Raw genomic sequence first — 22,134 nt, forward strand, 5'->3', positions numbered from 1 at the left:
CGCGTGGTCGTACGCGTGGTCGGGGGTGGCTGCTGCTGTGACCGGTATGCGCGGTCGCGGCTCCCGACTCGGCAACCGACCGGCCGTTGTTCGGGTCGGCCGGTCGGGTCGACGAATGATTGCGGGCCGATCGCGCCTTGTCGAGGTCGACCACCTCGCCGCCGGAGTTGGCCACCAAGTCGACTTCGAGGCGGCGGAAGAGTTCATTCTCGTCGCCGGGGTGCTTCACTGAAGGTTCCTTCCAATGGGAGGCAGAGCGGAGTCCGGCCGTCGCTGTAGGAGATGAGCGGACGGACCCCGCACGGCGGTGCTACGGGGGTGGCATGGGGAAAACTGAGGTCAAGACGCGGCAGTGCGAGTGGTGCGGTGAGCCGGTGCAGCAGCCAGAAAGCCGCTGGCGAAGGCGGCGTTACTGCAGCAAGGCACACCGCCGCAGGAACCGAATCATGGAGACTGTCTGGGAATTCCTGGACATCTGGTAGGTCACGCAGCGCGCTGTTCCTCGGGATACGTTCAGTGCGCGCACGTGCCGAGTGAGGTGCTGGTGGCTCGCTCACTTGTGCGTCTGTGGTCACCTGCCGACAGCGGCACACGTGTCGGCGGGGCATGCCGGCACAGCGGCCGTGCCTGCGGGGCAGGTTGGAATAGGCTCAATCTCGAACGTGCCGGGGCCCGTTCGTCGCGAGGGTGAGAAACCCGGCAGTGGGCCGCTCGGTGTGCAACTCTTCGGCCATCGGCTGGCCAGAGCGCTCTCCGACACGCGAAACCCCTGATCGAATGTCCGAACATTGCCTTCAGCAGGAGGTAGTTGTGTCCCTGCCCCGGCACACATATCAGGTCCTGCCCACCAGACGGATGCAGGGGACCGATGTGCCCTGGCCGCATGACGTGCACATCGCGCTCCCCCCGTCGTACGAGCACGGTGACCGCAGCTACCCCGTCCTCTGGGTGACAGACGCGTCCCTCAGCTTCCCCCTCGCCGTCGGTCTGACGAACTGGCTCCACACCGTGCAGGAGATCGCCGAGCTCATCGTGATCGGTGTCGGCGCTTCCGACGAGAGCGATCTCGCCGAGTTCGGCGCGCGTCGAACACACGACTTCTATCCGATGCCGAGATGGGTCAATGCAGGGCCCGGCGGCGCGCGCATGGAAGAACTGTCCAGCGAAATGCCGACGGGCGGCGGCGCCGATGCACTGTTGTCGTTCCTGGTCGACGAGTTGCGCCCGCGGTTGGCGGCCGAGTTCCGGTTCAACGACGACCACGGTCTCGTGGGGTTCTCCGGCGGCGGGCACTTCGTCGGCTTCGCCCTGTTCTCCCGGCCGGCGGCCTTCGGCCGCTATTTGGCCAGTAGCCCTGCCCTCAGCGGGTGTGAGGATCTGCTGTTCACGCTGGAGGCCGACTACGCCACGACCCACGACGACCTTGCGGCGAAGGTGTTCCTCGGCGCGGGCGAGGCGGAGCTCGCCGATCCCTACCTGGCTGCCGCCGACATCGTCGGATCGATGACCCGCATGTCGCAACTGCTGCGGCTGCGCAACTACCCGTCCCTGGAGCTCACCTCTCGCCTGTACCCCAGGCAGACCCACGGGTCGGCGTTGTCGTACGCGTTGAACGAGGGCCTGCGCACGCTGTACCCCTTCACCACCCCCAGCGTCGGATGAGCAGATCCACAGCAGCAGCGCGAGACGAGTCGTCCGCAGCTGCTTTTCACACCTTCCGTGCGCATACAAAGCCGAGCGGGCATGGACCGCGTGCGGGAGGTGCGGCGCACGCTGGCACCGCACCAGCACGAGCGGTGCGAACGGGAACTCGACGACCGGTTGTATGCCTGGTCGACGACGGTCAGCGCGCTGAGCCGTTGAAGTCCGTGATCAGCCCGGACAGTTCCTGGAGGCTCTCGATGCGGAAGGTCGGGAGCTTCTCCGCCTGCTCGGTGCGCCACTGGATCGTCGCCCACGGGCCGCGGTGCACCAGGGCGGTGTGCATGCCCGCGCCGACGGCCGGCCGCAGGTCGTTGTCGATGCGGTCGCCGACGTAAAGGATCTCGTGGTTGGCAAACGGAACGGCCTCGGCCACACGCCGGAAGAACGCGGAATCAGGCTTGCTGGCGCCCCAGTCGTCCGACGTTCCGATCAGGTCGACATCGTCCGAGAACAACTCCCGAAGTAGCTTGCCGGCCCTGATCGTCTGGTTGCCCGCGATACCGAGCCACAGCCCCTCCGCCCGCAGCCGCGCCAGCATCGGGCGAACGTCCGCATACAGGTCTTCTTCGCTGAACGTCTCCGGTTGCCCGGCGGCCGCCCGCTCCTCGCGCTCCTCATACAAGTCGAAGCCAGGCCGGAACTCCTGGAACACCTCCCGGTAGTCGCGGCGCTGCGCGATCACGGCGCCGAACATCGCATGAAACGTGTGCCGCGGTACGCCAAGCCAGTCGGCCCAGGTGCCGTACTCCCGGGTCTCGTCCACCAAGCACTCACCGACGTCGAACACCACTGCACGAATCATGGCGGCAGCGTATCCGGCACGCCTAGAGCGCCCTTCCCTCCGGGGCGGGGCCTGGGGCACTGCACGCACCGCTCTGTTCGGGCTGCCCAACACCCTCTTCCTGAGCGGCCAGGAAGAGCAGGACGTCGCGGATTCTCCCGATGAAGGTCCCGACGGCGTGGGCGGCGTGTCCGAGCGGGACGCCGGTGATGCTGATGAGGGACCGGCCTGATGTGGTGTTCGAGGACGAGGCGTTCGCTGACCTGTATCCGGCCGATGGCCGACCGGCCTTCTCGCCGCCTACCTCGGCCACGGACATGAGCTGCTTCGACGGTACCGTCGCACCTGCGCGGAGTTCGTCCGCCGCCCGAACCCCTGAGTGCTTGTCGCTCAGCCTCGTACGAAGGTGGTTGAGGAAGGCGCCTCGGCGTTTCGCGGTGAAGAGCAGTCCGTGGCCGTCACGCCCGATCTCCGTCAGCCCGCTCAGGCCGAACTCGGTGGCGTTGTGCAAATATGCCACTCCGGCCAGCCGGTTCACGTGTTCGTGAGGCAGTGCCTGACTCCACGGCTTCAGTTCCACCGCGACGTAAGGCGGTTCGCCTGTGACCGGGTGCACTCCAACAAAGCACCAAGTGTAATCTGCCTACTTCAAAAACCTTCTAACGCACGGGAGTTTGGCGACTGGGCGTGAACGCCAAGAGTGGCTCAGAGGTCGGTGGATCAGTCATCCGTCCGCGCCCAGTCGCCGACGGAGGCGCTCTGGAAGCGGATATGAGCGCTCAGTGGGCAGCCGGCGCAGCGCCTCATCAATCCTGCCGTCGAGTACAGCGGCATGGACCGACCATGCCAGATCGGTGACATCCGCCATGTCCACGATCCAATCGTCCACATAACGGTCCACGGCTTCGCCGGACAGACCGACCTGAATGGCTCGCCATGGTTGCGGTTCCAGATGGATCGACCGGTCCGGGTCCCACTGCACACGCACCGGGCACTCGGCGACCTCCGCTCGCCACTGAGCCCGGTCCTCGTGCACACCGGGCTGGAAGTGGCTGAGGGCCGCGTGTGCCAACGCCCATTCGAACCCGGCCCGGTCCATGTCGATCCGCAGAATTCTTTCCTGGTTCGGCTTCCGGGCCCAGCCGGAGCGATACATCATCCACAGGAACGATGGTTTGATCCACGTCATGCGTTCGCGCTTGAATGGCGCTACGAACGTCCGGGCGCGCAAGGCCGGTTCCGCGATCTCCTGCGGGTATGCCTGATAGACCGCGATGGTGGAGTCGGTGTATTCCGCCCGCACGATCCGCCCCTGCTCTGCCTCCGTCACCGGCCGCGCACCTCGGACGCCCACGTGCCCGCCTTGTGGACTTCCGGTCCCTCGACATGTGTGGCACCGGCCGTGTACAGCAGCCACAGCAGCTCGAGGGAGCCGAAGAAGGATTCCCCCCAGCTGTCGACCCAGACGCGGAGCCGCGACGGTCCCACCTGGACGATGTCCCAGAACTCCCAGCCACGAGAATCCTCGTCCGGGTCGAACCGGTAGATCCAGTTCTGCAAGGACCAAGGGCCTCCACCGCTACGGTCTGCGTACGCGGTGCGGCCGTGTCGGACGAATTCCTGTGGCGGCACCTCGCCGTCCCGGACGGAGGCCGTCGTGAACCAGTCAGGGAACTCGTCCGTCGGCAGGTCTTCATCGTCGAACTCCGCCGTGGAGGCCAGGTGGAGGGCGGCCGACAGGACGCGACGTACGCGTAGCGCGTACGCCTCGGAGGTCCCCTCGAATACATCGACGGCGAACGCGGCCAGAACCGGCGGAGCCGACTCGATCGCGGGACGCTGCCGAACACGGTCCAGTTCGGCAGCGACACTCTCCTCGCTGTGGATCATCGCACGATCCTATCCTTCCTGTTCGACACGTCCGGAGCCCTTGATGATGTTGTCGCGGAGTTCGTTGAGGAGCTTGGCCGGGATTCCGTAGAGGTCCTTCCCCTTGGTCGGATCGGAGATTTCCGGGTACTCCTGGAGCAGGCCTTTCCATTCCGTGCGGGTGAAGGCGTCACCGTCAGGGTGATCATCCTTGTTCTGCGGCAGGGCGGATTCACGGACCTTGATCAGGTAGTCTTCGGGGATCTTGAAGGAGACGATCTGGCCGCCGTCGCCCCGGTATTCCAACGTGTGCTTGATATTGCCGCTCATGTTCAGATAGAGCTTGCCTTTACCGGTGATCGTCACCTCGCCGTTCTCACCGATGTGAATCCGCTGACTCAGTGGGTGGTCGGTCTGTTTGCGGTAGACCGAGATCAGGTCCTCGCCGCACTCTTCCAGACCGAGTGGATCGGTCCTGGTGTACGGGTTGTGGACATAGGTGTTGGGGTTGGGGGCGGGGGTGAGACCGAGGGGGTCAGGGGTGAGGTAGCGGGCCGTTTCGGGGTCGTAGTGGCGGAAGTAGTTGTAGTGGAGGCCGGTTTCGGGATCGTTGTACTGCCCGGGGAAGCGGAGGGGAGTGTAGGTGGTGGCATCGCTGGTCCAGGTGGTGGCGCCCCAGAGGGTGCTGCGGGCGCGCCAGGCGATGTCCCCTTGTTCGTCGACGAGTTCGCGGGGAGAGCCCACGAGGTCCGTGACGATCGCGAAGAAGCGGGAGTCGATCTCCTGTTGAGGTGCATCGGCCGCGCTGATGCGCTCGGTCTGGGCGATGGGTTTGAGGCCCTGGTGATCCCAGGTGAGGGTGACGGGGTTCGGGAGGTCGGCGGATTGCGCGGTCTGTTCGCAGAGTGTTGCGCCGTCCCACGTGAAGTCGACGCGCTCCGCGACGGTTTCGCCGTCCGCCCCGAGGCGGAGTTTGGCGATGCGGCGGCCCAGGGGGTCGTAGGTGTAGCGCCATTGGGTGCCGTCTGGGGTGGTGACCTGGGTGAGGCGGTCTTCCGCGTCCCATTGGTAGTGCCAGGTGTCGGGTTTGCGGGACAGGCGGGTCTTCTGGCGCAGGGTGATGCGGCCGAGGGCGTCGTGTTCGTAGCGGACGTTGCCCGCGCGGGTGATCCGGGTGCCGGTGTAGGTGCGGTCGCCCGTGGCCTCGTGGCCGGGGTGTCGGTCGGGCCAGGTGGCGTGTGTTTGGTTGCCGGCGTTGTCGTAGGCGTAGGTCTCGGTCCAGTTGTGGGCGTGGACTGCGGTGACGCGGCCGGTCGGGTCGACGTCGAAGTGGCGGGTGCCGTTGAGCAGATCGTCGATGCCGGTCAGATAGCCGTCGGCGCGGTAGGTGTAGGCCCGGTGTTGCAGCGTGCGGCCGTCCGCTCGGGTTACCGACTGGGTGGTCAGGCGGCCCAGTGCGTCGAAGCCGTGTTCAAGGGTGACCGTCCCACCGATGTGACGCGTCAGTTCCCGGCCTGCTTCGTCATAGGTGAAGTCGATGCTGCGGCCGGAGACCTGAATCCCGGTGGGGCGGCCCGTGGCGTCGTAGGACCAGGTGGTGGTGGCGCCGGCGGGGGTGGTGCGGCTGGTCCGGCGGCCCAGGATGTCGTAGGTGTAGCTCTGAGTGCGACCGTTGACCGTCTCCGAACTCAGGCGTCCATCAAGGTCGTTGAGCAGCGTAAGGGTCGTGCCGTCCGGACCGGTGGCCCGGGCAAGCTGATCGGTCAGGTCGTAGGCGTAGGTGGTCTCCTGACCCGCCACGTCCTTGAGGGTTGTCCGGCCCAGTTCGTCACGTTCGAAGCGGATCGTTTCACCGAGCACGTTGGTGCGGCTGGTGAGCTGGCCCGCGGCATCGTAGGTGTAGGTCAGCGTGCGGCCGTCGAAATCTGTCTCCGTGACCAGCCGTCCGGCGGCGTCGTATGCGTACTTCCAGGCCAGACCCTGAGGGTTGGTGACCTCGGTCAGGCGCAACTCGGTGTCGTAGGCAAAGGTGTACCGAACGCCGTCCGGGCCGGTACGCGCCGACAACCGGTCGAAGTAGGTGTACTCGAAGCGGGAGACGGCACCCGTGGCGTCGGTGTGGCCGGTGCGGTTTCCCTCGGCGTCGTACGTCCACGACTCGGTAGTGCCGTCCGCGGCGGTGCTGCGAACCGGCTTCCCGTCGACGGTCCACTCCAGGCGAGTCACGTTGCCGAGCGGGTCGGTGAGTGTGACGGGGCGGCCGAACGCGTCCAGGGTGTATCGGGTCGAGGCTCCGCACGGGTCGGTGATGTGTTCGGGAACCCCGGCGGCGTTGGACTGGATGCGGGTGGTGTCGCCGAGTGCGTCGGTGACGCTGGTCAGGCGGCCGGCTCGGTCGTAGGCGGACTTCTTCACAGCTCCCGACGGGGCTGTGGCAGACGTCAGATTTCCGCGCTCGTCGTACGCACAATCCCACTGCCTGCCGTCCGCGGTGATGACGGTCACCGGCAACCCGAGCGCGCCGTAGCCGACTTGAGTCGTCCGACCGTCCGGCCGACTGGCTGAAACGATCCGTCCGTTCTCGTCGCGTTCGTAGCGGATGGTGCGGCCGAGCGGGTCCGTCACCGATACGAGTTGGAGGTCTTCGTCCCACTCCTGGCAGGTGGAGTTGCCGAGCGGGTCCGTCTCACGGATCAGGCGCAGCGCCTCGTTGTGCTCATAGGTACGGACGTGGCCGAGGGAGTCGCTGACGCGGGTCGTGCGTGATTCCTCGTCATACGCGAGGGTGGAGGCGAGGACACCTCCGGTGCCGCCGGTGGCCGTGACTCGGCCTTGGTCGTCGTACCGGTACCAGTAGGTCGTGTTGTTGCGATCGGTCCAGGAGGTGATGCGGCCTTCGGGGTCGTAGGTGTAACGCAGCGGCAGGCCGGAGGAGTTGGTCTCCTCGACGAGGTGGCCGTGTTCCTCGTAGCCGAAGGTGACCAGGGTGGTGCCGGGCCGGTCCGGGTGGGCGGGGTCGGTCAGGCGCAGGCCGGTGATACGGGACCGGGCGGGGTTGTGGTCGAGAGCGATGCGGTAGCCGCCGGAGTGAACGACGGCTTCGGGGATGTCGCCCGTCTTGTACTCGATGGTGATGCGGTTGCCGTTGCGGTCCTGGATGTACTGCAACGGCAGGTCGACGGCCGTGTCGTCGGCCGCAGGCACAGGGCTGTGGAAGACGTGGTCCAGGCCCGTGTCGGGGTCGTGGACGCGGATACCGCCGTCGATCTCGGTGTCCCAGGACAGCAGCAGGCGTGAGCCGGGGGTGTCCGGTCGGACGGGTTCGCCGGTGTCGGGGGCGGGAACCGGGAAGCAGAGACGTGCGCCGTCCGCGGTCGCGTAGACGAAGCCCTCATCGTCGGCCTGGACACGCTGGTCGAGGGTGGAGGCCCAGGTGGGACCGAACCAGCCACCATGGCGGTAGGACGATATGTGCGTGCGCTCCAGGACCAACGGCAACACACCGGGGAGGATCACGTCGGTGCGGGGCAGGGCCATGTCGCCGGTGGCCACGTCGATCGGGTCCCGCACGAACTTCTTGACCATGTTGCGGACCGAGGCGGGCAGCTTGTTGAAGCCGGGGTTCAGCTTCAGCCGCTCGAACGCGGCGCAGTCCAGCCCCATCGACTTGCTGAGCTTGGCCAGAGCCGCCGGCCCCAGCGCCTTCAGTCCCTTGCCGAGCGCCTTGCCCAGCATCCCGAACCCGACGCCCATCACCGCGCCCTCGGCGAGGATCCCGGCCAGTTTCTCCGGGTCCTTGAACGCGCCCGGGTCCTTCAGCAGGGTCTCGAAGGCGGAGAACTCCATGCCGCCCTTGGCCATCTTGGCCACCTCGGCGACCCCGCGGATCTCCTTGAGCGCCTTCAGCGCCCGCTCCACCCCGCGGATGACCTCCATCACCCCGCGGACCACGGAGCCCAGCGCCGTGCCCTCCTCCTCGATCCGGCCGATCAGCGCCACCACCTTCAGCGCGCGTTCGCCGGCCATGAGGGTGGAAGCGACCTCGGAGGCGCCGGCGGTGAGGATCGACAGGGCCAGGCCGGCGATCTCGAATTCTGCGATCTCCGCCAGCATCACGCCGATCTCTGACAGCAGCTCATGCGCCTTGTCCGCGAAGTCGTCCAGCGCCTTCGCACCCTCCCGCAGCGAGTGGGCCATCTCCGTGGCCTGCTTACGGGCCGCCTTCGAGCGCTTGGTAAACGCCTTGGCGGCCTTGCCCTCCCACTCGACGCCGTGCAGCGCACGCTCCGCCGCGGTGGCGGCGTCGTCCAGCCCGGTGGCCAGGTGCCGCCACTTCTTCGCGATCTCCCGCACCCCGTCCGGATCCACGGCCGGATCCGAGATGCCCAGGAACTCCAGACCGCTGGCGAGACTGTCGCCGAACATGTGGTTGAACTTGTTGATGTAGTGGAGCGGGTTGAGGTCGACCATGGGAGTGCCGCTCAGCCCTTCTCCGCCTGGGCCGCTGCCGCGATCAGTACGTCCAGCAGGTCGAAGGCGTCGGAGACGTCACCCATCAGCTTGGCCTCCGCCTCCCACTCCTCGTCCAACTGCTTCGTCAGCTTGACCAGGGTGGTCATGCCCTTCTCGATCTCGCTCTTGGCGCCCAGCAGCGAACCCAACGCACCAAGCGCGCCCAGGTCATGGGACTGCGCCTCGAACTGCTGCAACGGCTTCGCCGTGTGATGCCCCACCCCACGCAGACCCGACGCCGCCTTGTGCAGCGACGTCGCCTCCTTCTTCAGGTCCGACACACGAACCAGCCCCCGTACGTCAATTGCTTCACTCTGTGCACATGCCAACCCCAAGACACTATGGAGAACGGTTATGCCGGAGGTATGACAGACATCAAGGGACGGCAAAGATCAGCAAGCACGCCCGGGCTGCAGTCGCAGCACGTCGTGGCTCTGCGACCGCGACCGCGGAGGACGGTCTCCCACAGCGGGCGCGTGGACGCGCATCTCGGCCTGTGGGGTAGCGCGAACCTACCTCGCACCGGGCGGCACTAGGCTGCCGATCGGATCGTCCGGGCCAGCTTTCGAAGTTCACCGACACCCGTTCAAGCAACGGGTCTGGCGAATCGCTTTCACCCCTGCTCCCCCGCTGGTGGCTAACTGGCGAAGGATCTTCTGGGTAATCGACGACGCGACTCGGCGCCGCCCTGGCCGAGGCTGTCAACGGCATCCGTCGCCCCAGACGCTGATGATGCTGCTGCTTGTGTGCGTCGCTTCTTGCGGCGCGTGAGCGCGGAGGCGGCCGCCGACGCGCAACATGAGCAATGGCCGCCCCGATCCCCCGTCGGCACGCGCCCGCCCCGTTCGCCCGCCGTCCCCTGCCTTTCTTCTGTCTTTGGGGCGAGCGTGGGGGTGTGCAGAGGGGGATGTCGGGCTGGCGACCAAGCCGAAGTGTCCGTGGTGACCTGCGAATACGCCGCGTGGGGCGCGGCAGCGCACGGCCAGTTGTCGGTGGGGATATCGGCCCGGTCGGGGGCGGTGTTGTCGCATCGTGACCGTGGTCGGGCCTTCTTGGTCGCGGGAGTGGTCGGGGTCGGTTGCTGCTGTAGCCGGTATGCGCGGCGCCGGACGGAACGGCGCCGCCCGTACAGGAAAGGCGGACCGACGATGACCGACGTGGATACGGGCAGTGGTGATCGGTTGGCGCTGGCGGTGCTGACGCAGTACCGGATGGCCACCACCGAACAGATGCACCGGGTGATCGCCCCCGGAGTGCGCAGGGAGCAGACGCGGCGGCGGCTGGCCAAATTGCGTGATGAGGGGCTCATCGACCGCATCACCCTGCCCCGGGCCGGACGCCTGCGGGTGTGGTTTCCCACTGCCTACGGCGTGCAAATCGCCTCGGAGTGGCCGGAGTTGCGGGGACGACGACCGCCGAAGACGGTCTCCGATCCCACGGCCGCGCGCCTGCGCATAGGGCACACGCTGACCGTGACGGAGACCGCGCTCGTCTTCCTCGACGAAGCACGCCGCCGCGGCGACCTGTGCCGGCCGCTGGACTGGATACCCGAGGTCTATCACTCCCTCGGCAGCGGGGAGGCCGTCATCCCCGACGCTCTCCTGTACTACGTGCGCGGCGGCAAGAACGGGCCGCTGCTGCGGGCGTTCGTGGAAGTCGACCGGGCCACCATGGGCCCAGAACGCTTGGCCTCGAAAATCACCACCTACGCCCGCCTCCACAAGCACGTGCCAACCTCTCCGGGTCAGCGACGCCCGGCCTTCGGACAGGAGCCGGCGCGGGAGGCATGGCGGCGGCACTACCCGATCTTCCCGCGCCTGTTGTTCGTCCTGGACGGCACCGGTCCCGCTGGCGTCGCCAACCGCATCGACTCCCTGTACGCGACCGCCAGGGATCCGTCGCTGGCCCCGTTCCTGCGCACGGTGCCGGTCCTGGCCGCGGCGCTGGCAGACCTGCGCACCCACGGCCCTTCTCAGCGCGTGTGGCATCGCGTCCAGGACCCCAACCACACAGTCGCCTGGAGCTGGTCGCCATAGGGATAGACGGCCTGCGCAGCCGCTACGCACCACTCGCCACCGCCGCGCGGCGGCTGCGCAGAGCCCGACCACGGGGCCGACCAGAGCCGCGACACCTCGACCACGCCCCTGACCACGGCGATGCGCAGCCGAATGCACGGTGACCGTGCAGCGCGATACACAACTCGCAGGAACGGCTGCGCAGTCAGTACACGCGCACGTATCGGAGCCCGCGCAGACACCCACCCACCTGCCGTGGTCGGCTTCATGGTCGCCCCGACCAAGGGGCGCACCATGGCTCTGCACAGCAGCGTTTCACCAAGTACGCAGCCGGGTGCGCATCGTTGGCCCACGATGTACAACCGGCTACCCGACCACCAGGGCTCTGCGCGGTCGGCCTCGCGGACGCTGTTTGCGCACCATCGCGCATACCTGCGCAGTTGGATTGCGCATGGATGGCGAAGCCACGCGCACCGCGCTGCGCTGCGCAATCACCCGAGCCCGGATGCGCGTGGGCTAGGAATCCTCTTCGGCGGGAAGCAGGGCTCAACGTTCGAATCAGTCTCGTGATCTCCTACGACCGCTGCGCTCTGCCTCGGGAGGCTGTGTCCGTCGAAGCGGTACTGCTCGGCCGCCCTGGCGGCCGGAAGGTCGACCAACCGGCGGACGGTCGTGTCGCCCGACTCAGCAACCGACCGACCGTTGTTCGGGTCGGCTGACGGGTCGAAGTCGGTTCGGCCGGTCGGGTCGGCCGACTGGTCGCGGGCTGGCCGCGCCACGCCCGGGTCGACTACCTCGCCGCCGGAGTCGTTCATTCTCGTCGTCGGGGTGCTTCACTGAAGGTTCCTTCCAATGGGAGGCAGGGCGGGATCCGGCCGTCGCTGTAGGAGGTGAGCGGTCGGACCTCGCACGGCGGTGCTACGGGGGGTGGCATGGGGAAATCCAAGTCCAGGACACGGCCGTGCGAGTGGTGCGGCAAACCGGTGCAGCAGCCAGAAAGCCGCTGGCGACGGCTGCGTTATTGCAGCAAGGAACATCGCCGCAAGAACCGAATCATGGAAGCTGTCTGGGAATTCCTGGACATCTGGTAGGTCACGCAGCGCGCTGTTGCTCGGGATAGGTGCAGGGCGTGCACGTGCCGAGTGATGTGCTTGGTAGACCCGGACAGCCAACACCGGAGGCGCCAACGCCATGGTCGCCGTCGGGAAACTCCTGAACGACCGCGACACCCACGGCGCCCACGCTTGGTGGCAACGCGCAGCATGCCGGAAACCTCGTGCCGATCCACCCGCTGCTTGTCACACCCTCCGCGCGCATACAAAGCCGAGCGAAACCAGCCCCTCGTCACGGCACAGGCGGTCGGAGGCGCCGCCGACCGCCGTTTGAAGGAGTTGGTAGTCGGCGCCGTGGGACTGGCCCCAGTGCATGGCCGCTCGCCACAGCAGACGGCCCAGGCCCTTGCCGCGAGCCTCGGGCAGGACTGCGAAGTACTGCGGCATGAGCTGGCGTTGGCCGATGGCGTCGCGGCGGATCTCCATGGGACCGATGGCGCCGACGACGCGGCCATCGAGGGCTGCGGTGAGGACGGGGCCGCAGCCTGCCGACTGCATCTGGGTGTGCAGGAAGGACAGGCCGTCAGCGGCCATGGTCTGGGCATACGGCGCGAATGTGTCCCTCACCGTGGCTGGCCATTCGGTGTACGGGCGCACCGGTCCGCCGGGGTCGTGGCAGGGGCGGGCGGCGAAGTCCTGGAGTTGAATCCGGACCCCGTCGGCGGGTGTGGCTTCGGGACCGAGCGGGCGCACGACGCGAGCGCCCGCCACGCCGTGCTCGGCGGTGAGTTTCGCCGCGAGTCCGGCGGCCTGGCTGAGGATGTCGGACAGGTGGCTGTAAACGAAGACCTTGATCGTGCCTCGGCCGCGGCTGGACAGGGTGGGGATCAGGGTGCGGTCAGGTTGATGAACGATGCCGTCGGCGAGCACGGTCTCGTCCTTCTCGCTGCTCCAGCGCCGGTCCTTGTCGTAGTGGAGGAAGTACCGGTCCGTGGCGGCCGCGGTGCGGATGTCCTCGAAGAGGTCGACCGTCAGGGCGTGCGGGTGGACGGGGCCGAGGGTGGGCACGATCGGCGCGGTAAGCACAGGTCGTAGCCAGTCCCAGCGGAAGAACATCGGGCGTTACCTGCGCCCAGAAGTCAGCCACATCGCCCGCACGTTAGCAGCCCCAGCTTTCCGGCTGAGCGGCGGCGCGTCGGCCGCCTGTGGCGTTCCCACCTAGCGCGAAAGCGGGTGATCGGCGGCCGAGCGAGGCATGCCCCCCACAAAACAACACGCGGAGAAGGAGCGGCACTTACCCACTCACCGCCTACGCCCGCCTCCACAACCGCTGCTGTTGCAGGCTCTCGATGAGCTCGGGGAGCTGCTGGCGAGGAAGGTGCAGCAGTGCCGCTTCATCGAGGCCGTCGGGTACGAGGGGGACGTTCATGCGCCAGGAGCCGGGGCGCCAGCGGTGGCGGACTCGGGCGGCGAAGACGGGTTCCTGGGACAGCAGGGCGACGAGACGCATGGCGTCGGTGATGGGGAGTTTGAGCAGGGCCCAGCCGCAGTGGTACGCGATGAAGCCATCGGCACCGTAGCCGAGCGACTTGTCGCTCTGCGCTCGAACGCCGGCGGTCGCCTCGCCGACGTCTTGGCAGCAAGCGATCGTGGTGAAGCCGAGGCGCCACAGTCCACGGATGACGGGGACCATCTCCGTGTCGATCTCGACTTGCTCGCCGTCGCGGGTGGTGAGTGTCTCGTACGCGTGAATGGGTGGGTCCGCCATGGACGCTCCCGTCGTCACGTCCGGCGGAAGGCGGCCCACTGGCCGGCTGCGGCGGCGACAGATTGGATCCACGCGACATCGGGCGCGTCCGTGGCGATGTCGGCCCAGAGCCGCTGTTGGGCGGTCGCGAAGACGTCGAGGGCACGCCGGGGCGCGGTCAACCACGCGGGGATCTTCGCCGCCCACTGCTCCGCCGCTGCGGGGCTGTGGCCGGCCGCGATGAGCCAGACGACCCAGCAGGCGGCATCGATCCACGCGGCGCCGCGCGTGGGCCATGCCCAGTCGACGACGCGGGCGGTGTTGTCCACGATCAGGACGTTGTCGGGGTGCCAGTCGGTGTGCAGCAGGCTCTCGCCACACAGCAGTTCGGCGTCCTCTGGGCTGTCGAGGTAGTCGGCGAGGCGCTGCTCGATGCGTTTGAGCTCCAAATCGACGGGGGCCCGGACGCCGGAGAGCGTGATGATCGCCTCGGCGACGAGTGGCAGGTCGTCGGACTCCGGGCGGTAGTCCGCGGGTCGGCCATCCAGGTGCTCGAAGCCGAGCAGGTCCCACGTGCCGTCGTTCATCCGCCAGAGCAGGCGGGGGGCGAGGGGGGCCACGTGGGGGTTGATGGTGGCCTCGCGACTCTGTGTCCAGGCGCGAGGGTGATCGGCGTTCAGTCCCTTGACGAAGACGCGGCCGGTGCGGGTCTCGAGCGTGGCAGCGATCTCGCTGTTGAGTCCCTTGTCGGCGGTCGTTACCGCGTAGACAGGGCCGGTGAGGGCCTCGACGGCCCCACGGGTGGCGGTGGGCAGGTCTTCCCAATTCAGTCTCATGGTCACCACGGCGGGAGTGTAGGGGCTGGGGCGGGCGGGGCCGTCCATGCGGAGCGGGCGGCCCCGGTTTCGGAGGGGCTCAGTTGTACGGGTTGTCGTCTCCGCAGCCCCGCATGACGTCACCGCCGGCGACGTCGTCGAGGTCCTCGACGAACTCGATCTCGTCCTCGGCGAGCAGACCTACGGTGATCTCCACAGCGGTGGCGGTCATGGGCGTATTTCCTTTCTCAGGCGTGCTGGCAGTAGCGGTCGAGAGGCGATTCGGCCCGGCGGTACAGCTTCACGAGCGGCATGCACGTAGTGCACTTCTTCTGAAGGGCGCAGCTCGCGCATGCGTTCTGCCGTTGAAGTGCTCGGTCGGCGAGGGCGCCGAGGCGCGCCAATCCCGCGAGCCCCTCCTTGAGGAGCGGTATCGGGTGGTCGCGGGAGACTTTGCAGACGCTCGCCATGCCGAAGGGGTTCACGTTCAAGGACGTGTGGCCGGCGTCGCATCCGGTGAAGGGAGTTCGGTTCTGCAGGTACTCGGGGGCCTGCTGCGCGAGGGGTTCGGCGCCGCCGGCGAAGGTCGGGGACATGTGGGCGTATTCACGCACGCGTGAGGCGTATCGATGGGCGAGCGCCCGCATGGCGTCGGTCTCGTGGGCGTTCTCGCGCGTGATGATCACGCTGAGGGACAGGGGCAGGCCGGCCTCATGGGCGGCGACCAGGCCGCGCATGAACTTGTCGAAGGCACCGCGGCGTTGGGTGAATCCGTCGAAGGTCTCCGCTGTGGCGCCGTAGACGCTGAGCGTCACTCGGTACGGACGGCGGCTGGTGAGCAGGTCGAGCATGGCCGGGCGATGCAGGGTGGACCCGTTCGTCTGGATCTCCACCATCATGCCGAGGTCGTACGCGAGCGCGTACGTCTCGGGAAAGTGCGTGTCGATCGTGCACTCGCCCCCGCCGAGCTCGATCCACACGATTCCGGCGTCGCGCAGGAGATGCAGTAGGCGCTCACGGGGTTCCCACGCGAGGCCCTCGTGCACTTTGTCGCCATAGACACAGTGCGGACAGGCCCAGTTGCACCCGTTGTTGACCTCGTACGAGGCGCGGCCGTGGCCGTAAGGCGAGGGGCCGCGGACGAGCAGGATGTCGCGCGGTCGGCGGTCGCCCACGTCGATTCCCCAGCGTCGCCGAACCACGTCGGGCAGCCATGCGGGCATCGTGTCGTGCGCTGCCGCGTCGCGCAGTTCCAGGTAGCGGTGCGCCGGAATCTTCAGCCCGGCTGAGCTTCCTGGACGCAGAATCCAGTGGTCCTGGAGGAAAGGGGCGATGATCAGTTCATGGCGCATGGGGCCTCTCAGCGACGAAGAACGGCGTCTGCCGGCCGGCCCACTGCACGCGCAGGCGGTTCGCGGGCAAGTCTGTGGCGTCGCACCGCCAGCATGTCCCGGCGCTCGATTCCCGTTGCATGAAACCGCTCTCCTCTGGTGAGGGATGAGGAATGCCCGGCCGATGGACAGGGAGCAGGCGGCCGCCCCTGACGGGGGATGCAGGGACGGCCGCCTCATCCCGCTGCCGGCGCGGGCCTGGGCACTGGCGGCGGGAGTTCTTCGAGCCACGCGCCATGTTGCGGGTGGGCGGTGACGACGGCGCCGGACGGCCGGTGCTGCGCGCGCTCGTGATAAGCCTCATCGGCGCGAATCGCGCTGGCAGCGACAGCGGATCGGCACGACCCATCACCGCCGCCCCTCTCGCATGAGCCGCCGTAGAGCGACGCCGATCTCGCAGTGGTCCACGTCGTCGACGCATTGCTCGCAGCTCGGTGCGTGGTCGAAGAGCGCCTCATACGCTTGCTCGGCTATGCACGAACGGCAGCTGCGAGGTGACCAGTTCGCCTGGGTGCCGTGAGTGTCGAAGGTGCGCGTGCCGAGGTCTACGGCTGTCTCGGCGGTGAGGGCGACTCCACACCACACACAATCGCGGCCGCTAATCCGGGGCTCGGGCAAGTCGACGGGAGCAGGCAGGGACAGAGCGATCGTCGCCCCCGCGACGGCCTCTTGGAGCCGGCTCATGCCGGCTGCTCCGATCCCGCCCTGAGGCGGAGGCAGTCTTCAAGAGCCGCTTGGAGTGCACGTGCATCGCTCAGCCAGCTGCTATCTCCAGGGCACTTCCGCCAATGGGGGCCTGGTCCATGCGTCCAGGACGCCGGCGGAATCGCGATGGTACCGCCCTGACCGATCGCGCGGGTTTGCCGGACGCGCCACCCCGCGGCGGTGCCGCGGGGAACGAAGTAGTAGACGACCATCGAGTACGGGTCCTCAGCGACCGCACCGCACCCACCGCCCAGGATGACCATCGCGGCGAGCCCAATGTGCTGCGGTACGCGGATGGCGTCCCAGTCCAAGCCCGCGTCATGCAGGACACAACCTGCCGCGGTCGGTAGCGGTCTGCTGGGCATCGTGGCTCCTCGAAAGCACCGGCAATCGGATGTCCTCCACAGTGGCCCTCTCACATCCCACAAACGAGGACTTCAAGAGGTCTTTCAACCGCCGCTAATGGGACTTTCGTTGAGCCGGTGCGGTGACGGGTAGCCAGAGAGAGGACTCGTGGCGACACTGTCCACAGTGCTCGACATGGAGGTGCAGCAGTGCCACGGCCCGCAGGCAACACCCGACTGAAAGCAGCCCGGTTGGCGGCCGGCTTCAGATCGCAACAAGCCCTGGCCGAGGCCCTCGGCGTCGGTGTCCGCCAGGTACGGCGTTGGGAGTCGGACAACCCGCCATGGCCGCACCCCGACCAGGCCCAGGCCCTTGCTCGCGAACTCGGCCAGGACCTCGAGTCATTGGGCTTCACCCCGCCGCACAGCACCCAACCCGACCGCGGGCGCCGCACCGTGCTGGCCGCCACGGCCGCCGCTGTGGGCCTCGCGGCCGTCCCCACGCAGGCGGTGGCCCTGCAACCCGCCACCGTCGCCGGCGACTTCGCCTCGGTCACCCGATCTCACCGACGCCTGTACTGGTCGGTGGCCCCGGCCACGCTGCACCCGGCCGCGCTGGCCCACGCCACGCTGGGCTGCGCGCTACTGTCCGAAACCGCCGGCCAGACCCGACGGACCGTCGCCGAGGCCCTCGCCGAGACCTACCTGCTCGCAGGACGCATCGAGTTCTTCGACATGCGCGAGCCCGACCGCGCCGGGCAGACCCTGCTCCGCGCCCTGCAGTCCGCGGGCGAGGCCGACGCCCCGTTGCTGGGCGCGGCGATCCTCGCCCACACCGCCTTCATCCCCGCCTGGGACGGACGCCGTGACGACGCGGTCGAGCGGATGGTGGCCGCACGCACCTACGCACGCCGCGGTCCCGCCTCCGCCGAACTGCTGGCCTGGCTGGACGCGGTCGAGGCAGAGTGCGAGACCCGATGCGGCAACACCCGCACCGCGCTTCATCTGATCGGGCACGCCGAGGACACGCTCGCCGAGGGCTCCGAGCACAAGAGCCCCGAGTGGCTGGACTGGTTCAGCCCGGTTCGGCTGGCGGCCTTCAAGGGCAACACGCAGCTGAAGGCCGGGCACTTGCCTCAGGCGCGCGCGACCCTGCTCGGCGTCCTCGATGCCCTCGATCCGAGTGAGGAGAAGCAGACGACGGTCGTCCTCGGCGACCTCGCCGCGGTCGAGGCCGCCGCCGGTCGGCTCGATGAAGCATGCGCGTACGCGCTGCGGGCGCTCGACCAGCTCGAGCGGACCTGGTACGCGATGGGCATGGACCGGGTGCGGGAGGTCCGGCGGACGCTGGCTCCGCACCAGCAGGAGCGGTGCGTACGGGAACTCGACGACCGGCTGTATGCCTGGTCGACGACGGTCAGCGCGCTGAGCCGTTGAAGTCCGTGATCAGCCCGGACAGTTCCTGGAGGCTCTCGATACGGAAGGTCGGGAGCTTCTCCGCCTCCTCGGTGCACCACTGGATCGTCGCCCATGGACCACGCTGCACCAGGGCCGTGTGCATGCCCGCGGCGACGGCCGGCCGCAGGTCGTTGTCGACGCGGTCGCCAACGTAGAGAATCTCGTCGTCAGCAAATGGAACGACCTCGGCCACCCGCCGGAAGAACTCGGGGTCCGGCTTGCTGGCACCCCAGTCGTCCGACGTGCCGATCAGATCGACGTCATTGGAGAACAACTCCCGAAGGAGCTTGCCGGCCCGGATCGTCTGATTGCCCGCGATACCGAGCCACAGCCCCTCCGCCCGCAGCCGCGCCAGCGCCGGGCGAACGTCCGCATACAGGTCTTCTTCGCCAAACCGCTCCGGCCGCCCAGCGGCCGCCCGCTTCTCGCGCTCCTCGTACAGGTCGAAGCCCGGCCGAAACTCCTGGAACACCTCCCGATAGTCACGGCCCTGCGCGATCACCGCGCCGAACATCGCATGAAACGTGTGCCGCGGCACGCCAAGCCAGTCGGCCCACGTGCCGTACTCCCGGGTCTCGTCCACCAGGCACTCACCGACGTCGAACACAACTGCACGAATCATGGCGGCAGCGTATCCGGCATGCCAAAGGCGTTCTTCCCACTAGGCCGGACCGAATACACCATCGAACGCCCGCAGTTCCTGTGACTGGCCACGATGTGTCCCGCCAGGTGGTGCAGGCACAAGAGCTCAAGACCGTAGGCAACCGTGGGAGCACAGCTCGACCCTAGTGCGAAGCAGGATCACAGCGCGGTGATCATCGCATGTCAACCCTCTCGGGAGGCAGGGCAGCGATCGTGTCTGGCGGCCTCAAGGGTGTAGGTCACTCGTCGTCGTCAAAGTCGAAGGCCATCTGGCCCGATGGAAAATCGGCGGACGCAGCTACGACCAGGGGCTTCGTCGGGTCCAGGGCCTCCTCGATCTCGTGAGGCAGAGCGTAATCGTCCGCGAGTCGCGCGAGATGGAGGATCAAGGGCAGAGCCAACCCCTCGCGACCAGCACGGTAGTCCTCGCTGAAACGCTGCTGGTGGACGAATGCGGCCCATGCCTCCGCATCGTCACCGGGCTGAAGGCACGCAACGGTCAGTTCGAGGAGGTCCGGATTCCAGGCGTTCGCCGTCGGCCGGTAGGCGTTGTTGCCCGAGGCGTTGGTGTGCGGAGTGAGTTTGGCGTCGTCATTGGTGAGGTTCGGCTGCGAGCCGGACTTGCCGGTCGTGCTGTAGAAGACGCGGTCCGAGTCACCCCGCACTCCGGGCCGCCACAGCCCCATCGCGATGCCCCCACGCTGCTGGCCCTCCAGCTCGGGAGAGAGTTCCTCCGCCTCGGCCCAGCACTGTGCCGTTTCGTCACGGCTGCCGTCGGCGATCCGGATGACACGCAGCTGCTTGCCGTAGAGACCGATCCGCTGGGCGGGGCTTCCGTCGAGGCCGAGCCTGTCGCGTTCCAGACCGTCGTTCCTCAGCCACGGCCAGCGCTTGCGGACGTCCTGGGCGTGGGCCAGGACGAGCGTCGGGGTGCTGCGCAGTTGTGCGAGGGTCTTCTTGACGAAGGCCGCCATGAGGGCCGACTGCTCCGCGCTGTTCTTCCTGCCTTCGACCCTTCCCGTCAATGACTTGAGGAGTTCGGGGTACGGCACCCATGCGTGCATGTCTGCCGACTTGCCCAGCACGCATTTCGCGCCCGGTCGGATGAGCACCGCGATCGGCGTGAACTGCTGCTTGCCTGTGGGCCCGTCAAGGCGGCGTTCCACGAGGTGGAAGGCCACCTGGTTCAGGTTCGCGGGGATGAGCGTGTCACCGAGCGTGTGCTGGGGCACCAGCCGCATACCGGTCTGGCGCAGGCCGTCCGACCAGGCCGCGGCGGCACGCAGACCAGCATCGGCGAGAGCCTCCTCCGTCTCCGCATCCGGGTCTGGTGGACGGATGAACTGGGTCACCAGGCCTGCGTCCGCGCAGCCGAGGCGGATCGCGTGCTTGGGGTCGGTCCGTCGCTTGGCGTGGCGGAAGGCATCCTGCCCGTCGAGCTCCACGAAGGCCAGCCGCACCCCGGGTACGGCTTCCCGCAAGGCGGCCATGGCCCGCGCGACACCGATACGGCGCTCCTCGATGGCCTTGTCGTGCTCCTGCCCCCGGCGCGGCACGCTGTCGCCTCCCAGCGGTGCGCCGAGAGCGCCCAGGGGCCGCGCGTGCAGCCGGACGGTCAGCTCCTCCGCCTCCCACACCCAGGTATCGGGGCCTTGCGCGTGCCGGTGCCCGGCCAGCCCCAGCCCCATTTCCGCCGCTGCGATCATCTGATCGCGGATGGCATCGTTCTGGTGGAGCACGACCGCGGTGAGGTCTTCCCCTTCGAGGGCTTCGGCCAGGCGTGCCCGCAGAACCTGAGCGTTGTGGGCCGCGTTCAGCTCACGCTGGTCCAGGATGACCGCGCGCTCTTCGGGATCCTTCTCTTCCATGTTCTTGGGAATGGACGTCAGCTTCTTGAGCTGCTTCTTGGGCGGCCGCGCGTACGCACTGCGCTCGAGCTTCGGAACGGAGACGAACTCGGGAGCGATCGCCTGCTCCGCCCACTCGATCAGCCGTCGGCGTTCACTGGGCATCAGTCCGGTGCCGATCGTGTGCCTGCCCATGGCCGCCTGGTGCCCGATCGCGATCCGGATGCCGTCCCGGCCGTGGATCCAGTGGTCGGCCTCCTTCACCAGCCGGTCCGGGGACGGCAGTGCGTCGAGTGCGCTGATCCCGGCGAGCATTCCTTCTGCTCCGCCCTGACGCCAGTCCGTGGTGCCGTTCTTCCACTCCAGCATGGCGACGGCGAAACGCTGCGACTGCGGGCCATCGTGGACGAGGGAGTCGTCCGGGAGCAGGTACGCGGACACGCCCTTGCCGTACGGCATGTAGACCTTGCCGGTGGCGAACCGACGTACGCCGGCGGCCACGTGGACGCGCGGGACGGGTGAGAAGGGAACGGTGCGCACGGTGATGCGGAGGGTCGCCGCGTAGTAGGCCGGCTTGCCGTCGCCGCCACCACGCCGCCCGGGTACGTACTCGATCACGTTCGACATCAGCTCGGCGCCCCCGCTTCCCTGCCCCCTGGCCCCCGTGCGACCGGCGACCTGTCGGAACGACAGCTGCTGCCCGTGGTGTTCGTACGGTCCCTGGCGCGCGATCCTTTCGGCGAGGACGTCGGGAAGCAACCAGTACACGTGGGGCGCGGGCAGAGCGGTTCCTCCGGGCGACACCTTCTGCTCGAGGAGGTCGACCCTGCCGGGCCGCCAGCTGAGAGCCGCGGTGTCGAGGTCACGAAAGCAGTTCATCAGCAGGGCCGCGGTCTCGGGATCGCCGGCATCGCGCGGGAGGCTCCTGAGCCAGGTGGCGATGTAGAGGTTCGTCACCGCCATCGGGTACGCGTCCTGGCAGTACAGCCAGGGGTTCTCCGAACCGAACCGTGCCGTGGAGTCGACCGTGACGATGTCCGGCGCGGTGGCGCGCATCAGCTGGTTGACAGCCGCTGTGGGTACGCGGCGCCGTCGCTCGGCCTGCCCCTCTGTCATTCCGCCGTGGTAAAGGCGCAGGAGTGGTTCCTCCCAGTGGGCGGGCAGGGAGAGCGTGTGCATCGGGAAGACGAAGGGTCCCCGTGCCGGGTCGGGCAGGTACGCCGCCGGACGGTTGTACTGGTAGGCCATGGTG

General features: G+C 67.9%; 15 protein-coding genes and 1 pseudogene. 3 read left to right on the plus strand and 13 right to left on the minus strand.

Annotation, left to right across the window (positions count from 1 at the left end):
• Positions 1 to 870 precede the first annotated feature (870 nt).
• Positions 871 to 1,662: an alpha/beta hydrolase gene (locus ACFY1L_RS27585; RefSeq protein ID WP_388829755.1), complete on the plus strand. Its 792-nt coding sequence runs from the start codon at positions 871 to 873 to the stop codon at positions 1,660 to 1,662.
• Positions 1,663 to 1,843: 181 nt separating this feature from the next.
• Here the strand turns inward: ACFY1L_RS27585 and ACFY1L_RS27590 are convergent, their stop codons facing one another.
• The 6 genes and pseudogenes from ACFY1L_RS27590 to ACFY1L_RS27615 form a co-directional block, all read right to left on the minus strand.
• Positions 1,844 to 2,506 (minus strand): HAD family hydrolase, encoded by a 663-nt coding sequence (locus ACFY1L_RS27590; protein ID WP_388829758.1) that lies wholly within the window; start codon positions 2,504 to 2,506, stop codon positions 1,844 to 1,846.
• Between the two features lie 286 nt (positions 2,507 to 2,792).
• Positions 2,793 to 3,104 (minus strand): annotated as a pseudogene (locus ACFY1L_RS27595) (ATP-binding protein); the annotation flags it as partial.
• A gap of 105 nt (positions 3,105 to 3,209) precedes the next feature.
• On the minus strand, positions 3,210 to 3,815 hold the full coding sequence (locus ACFY1L_RS27600; RefSeq protein WP_388829760.1) for a DUF4291 domain-containing protein: 606 nt from the start codon (positions 3,813 to 3,815) through the stop codon (positions 3,210 to 3,212).
• Complete coding sequence (locus ACFY1L_RS27605) at positions 3,812 to 4,375, minus strand: hypothetical protein (RefSeq protein ID WP_388829763.1); 564 nt, start codon at positions 4,373 to 4,375, stop codon at positions 3,812 to 3,814. Before ACFY1L_RS27605 ends, ACFY1L_RS27600 begins: the two co-directional genes overlap by 4 nt.
• 9 nt (positions 4,376 to 4,384) lie before the next feature.
• A complete protein-coding gene (locus ACFY1L_RS27610; protein ID WP_388829766.1) occupies positions 4,385 to 8,824 on the minus strand; it encodes a DUF6531 domain-containing protein in 4,440 nt (1,479 codons plus the stop codon).
• A gap of 11 nt (positions 8,825 to 8,835) precedes the next feature.
• Positions 8,836 to 9,147 (minus strand): hypothetical protein, encoded by a 312-nt coding sequence (locus ACFY1L_RS27615; protein WP_388829769.1) that lies wholly within the window; start codon positions 9,145 to 9,147, stop codon positions 8,836 to 8,838.
• Between the two features lie 867 nt (positions 9,148 to 10,014).
• Here ACFY1L_RS27615 and ACFY1L_RS27620 point away from each other — a divergent pair.
• Positions 10,015 to 10,902, plus strand: coding sequence for a replication-relaxation family protein (locus ACFY1L_RS27620; RefSeq protein WP_388829772.1), 888 nt, complete (start codon positions 10,015 to 10,017; stop codon positions 10,900 to 10,902).
• A gap of 1,277 nt (positions 10,903 to 12,179) precedes the next feature.
• Here ACFY1L_RS27620 and ACFY1L_RS27625 read toward each other — a convergent pair.
• The 5 genes from ACFY1L_RS27625 to ACFY1L_RS27645 form a co-directional block, all read right to left on the minus strand.
• Positions 12,180 to 13,049 (minus strand): GNAT family N-acetyltransferase, encoded by an 870-nt coding sequence (locus tag ACFY1L_RS27625; protein WP_388829775.1) that lies wholly within the window; start codon positions 13,047 to 13,049, stop codon positions 12,180 to 12,182.
• A 193-nt stretch (positions 13,050 to 13,242) separates the two neighbouring features.
• A complete protein-coding gene (locus ACFY1L_RS27630) occupies positions 13,243 to 13,701 on the minus strand; it encodes a hypothetical protein (RefSeq protein ID WP_388829777.1) in 459 nt (152 codons plus the stop codon).
• Positions 13,702 to 13,715: 14 nt separating this feature from the next.
• On the minus strand, positions 13,716 to 14,516 hold the full coding sequence (locus ACFY1L_RS27635; protein ID WP_388829892.1) for an aminoglycoside phosphotransferase: 801 nt from the start codon (positions 14,514 to 14,516) through the stop codon (positions 13,716 to 13,718).
• A gap of 79 nt (positions 14,517 to 14,595) precedes the next feature.
• Positions 14,596 to 14,727, minus strand: a complete 132-nt coding sequence (locus tag ACFY1L_RS27640) for a hypothetical protein (protein WP_388829780.1) — start codon at positions 14,725 to 14,727, stop codon at positions 14,596 to 14,598.
• Between the two features lie 16 nt (positions 14,728 to 14,743).
• Positions 14,744 to 15,847, minus strand: a complete 1,104-nt coding sequence (locus ACFY1L_RS27645; RefSeq protein ID WP_388829783.1) for a radical SAM protein — start codon at positions 15,845 to 15,847, stop codon at positions 14,744 to 14,746.
• Positions 15,848 to 17,145: 1,298 nt separating this feature from the next.
• Here ACFY1L_RS27645 and ACFY1L_RS27650 point away from each other — a divergent pair.
• Positions 17,146 to 18,372: a helix-turn-helix transcriptional regulator gene (locus ACFY1L_RS27650; protein WP_388829786.1), complete on the plus strand. Its 1,227-nt coding sequence runs from the start codon at positions 17,146 to 17,148 to the stop codon at positions 18,370 to 18,372.
• Here the strand turns inward: ACFY1L_RS27650 and ACFY1L_RS27655 are convergent.
• The gene (locus ACFY1L_RS27655) at positions 18,353 to 19,015 is read right to left on the minus strand and encodes an HAD family hydrolase (protein ID WP_388829792.1); all 663 of its coding nucleotides are present in this window, start codon (positions 19,013 to 19,015) and stop codon (positions 18,353 to 18,355) included. The two genes, ACFY1L_RS27650 and ACFY1L_RS27655, sit on opposite strands and share 20 nt — an antisense overlap.
• Positions 19,016 to 19,274: 259 nt before the next feature.
• On the minus strand, positions 19,275 to 22,130 hold the full coding sequence (locus tag ACFY1L_RS27660; RefSeq protein WP_388829797.1) for a pPIWI_RE module domain-containing protein: 2,856 nt from the start codon (positions 22,128 to 22,130) through the stop codon (positions 19,275 to 19,277).
• Positions 22,131 to 22,134: the final 4 nt, after the last annotated feature.

This window comes from Streptomyces sp. NPDC001663 (assembly GCF_042893105.1).
Taxonomy (GTDB): Bacteria; Actinomycetota; Actinomycetes; order Streptomycetales; family Streptomycetaceae; genus Streptomyces.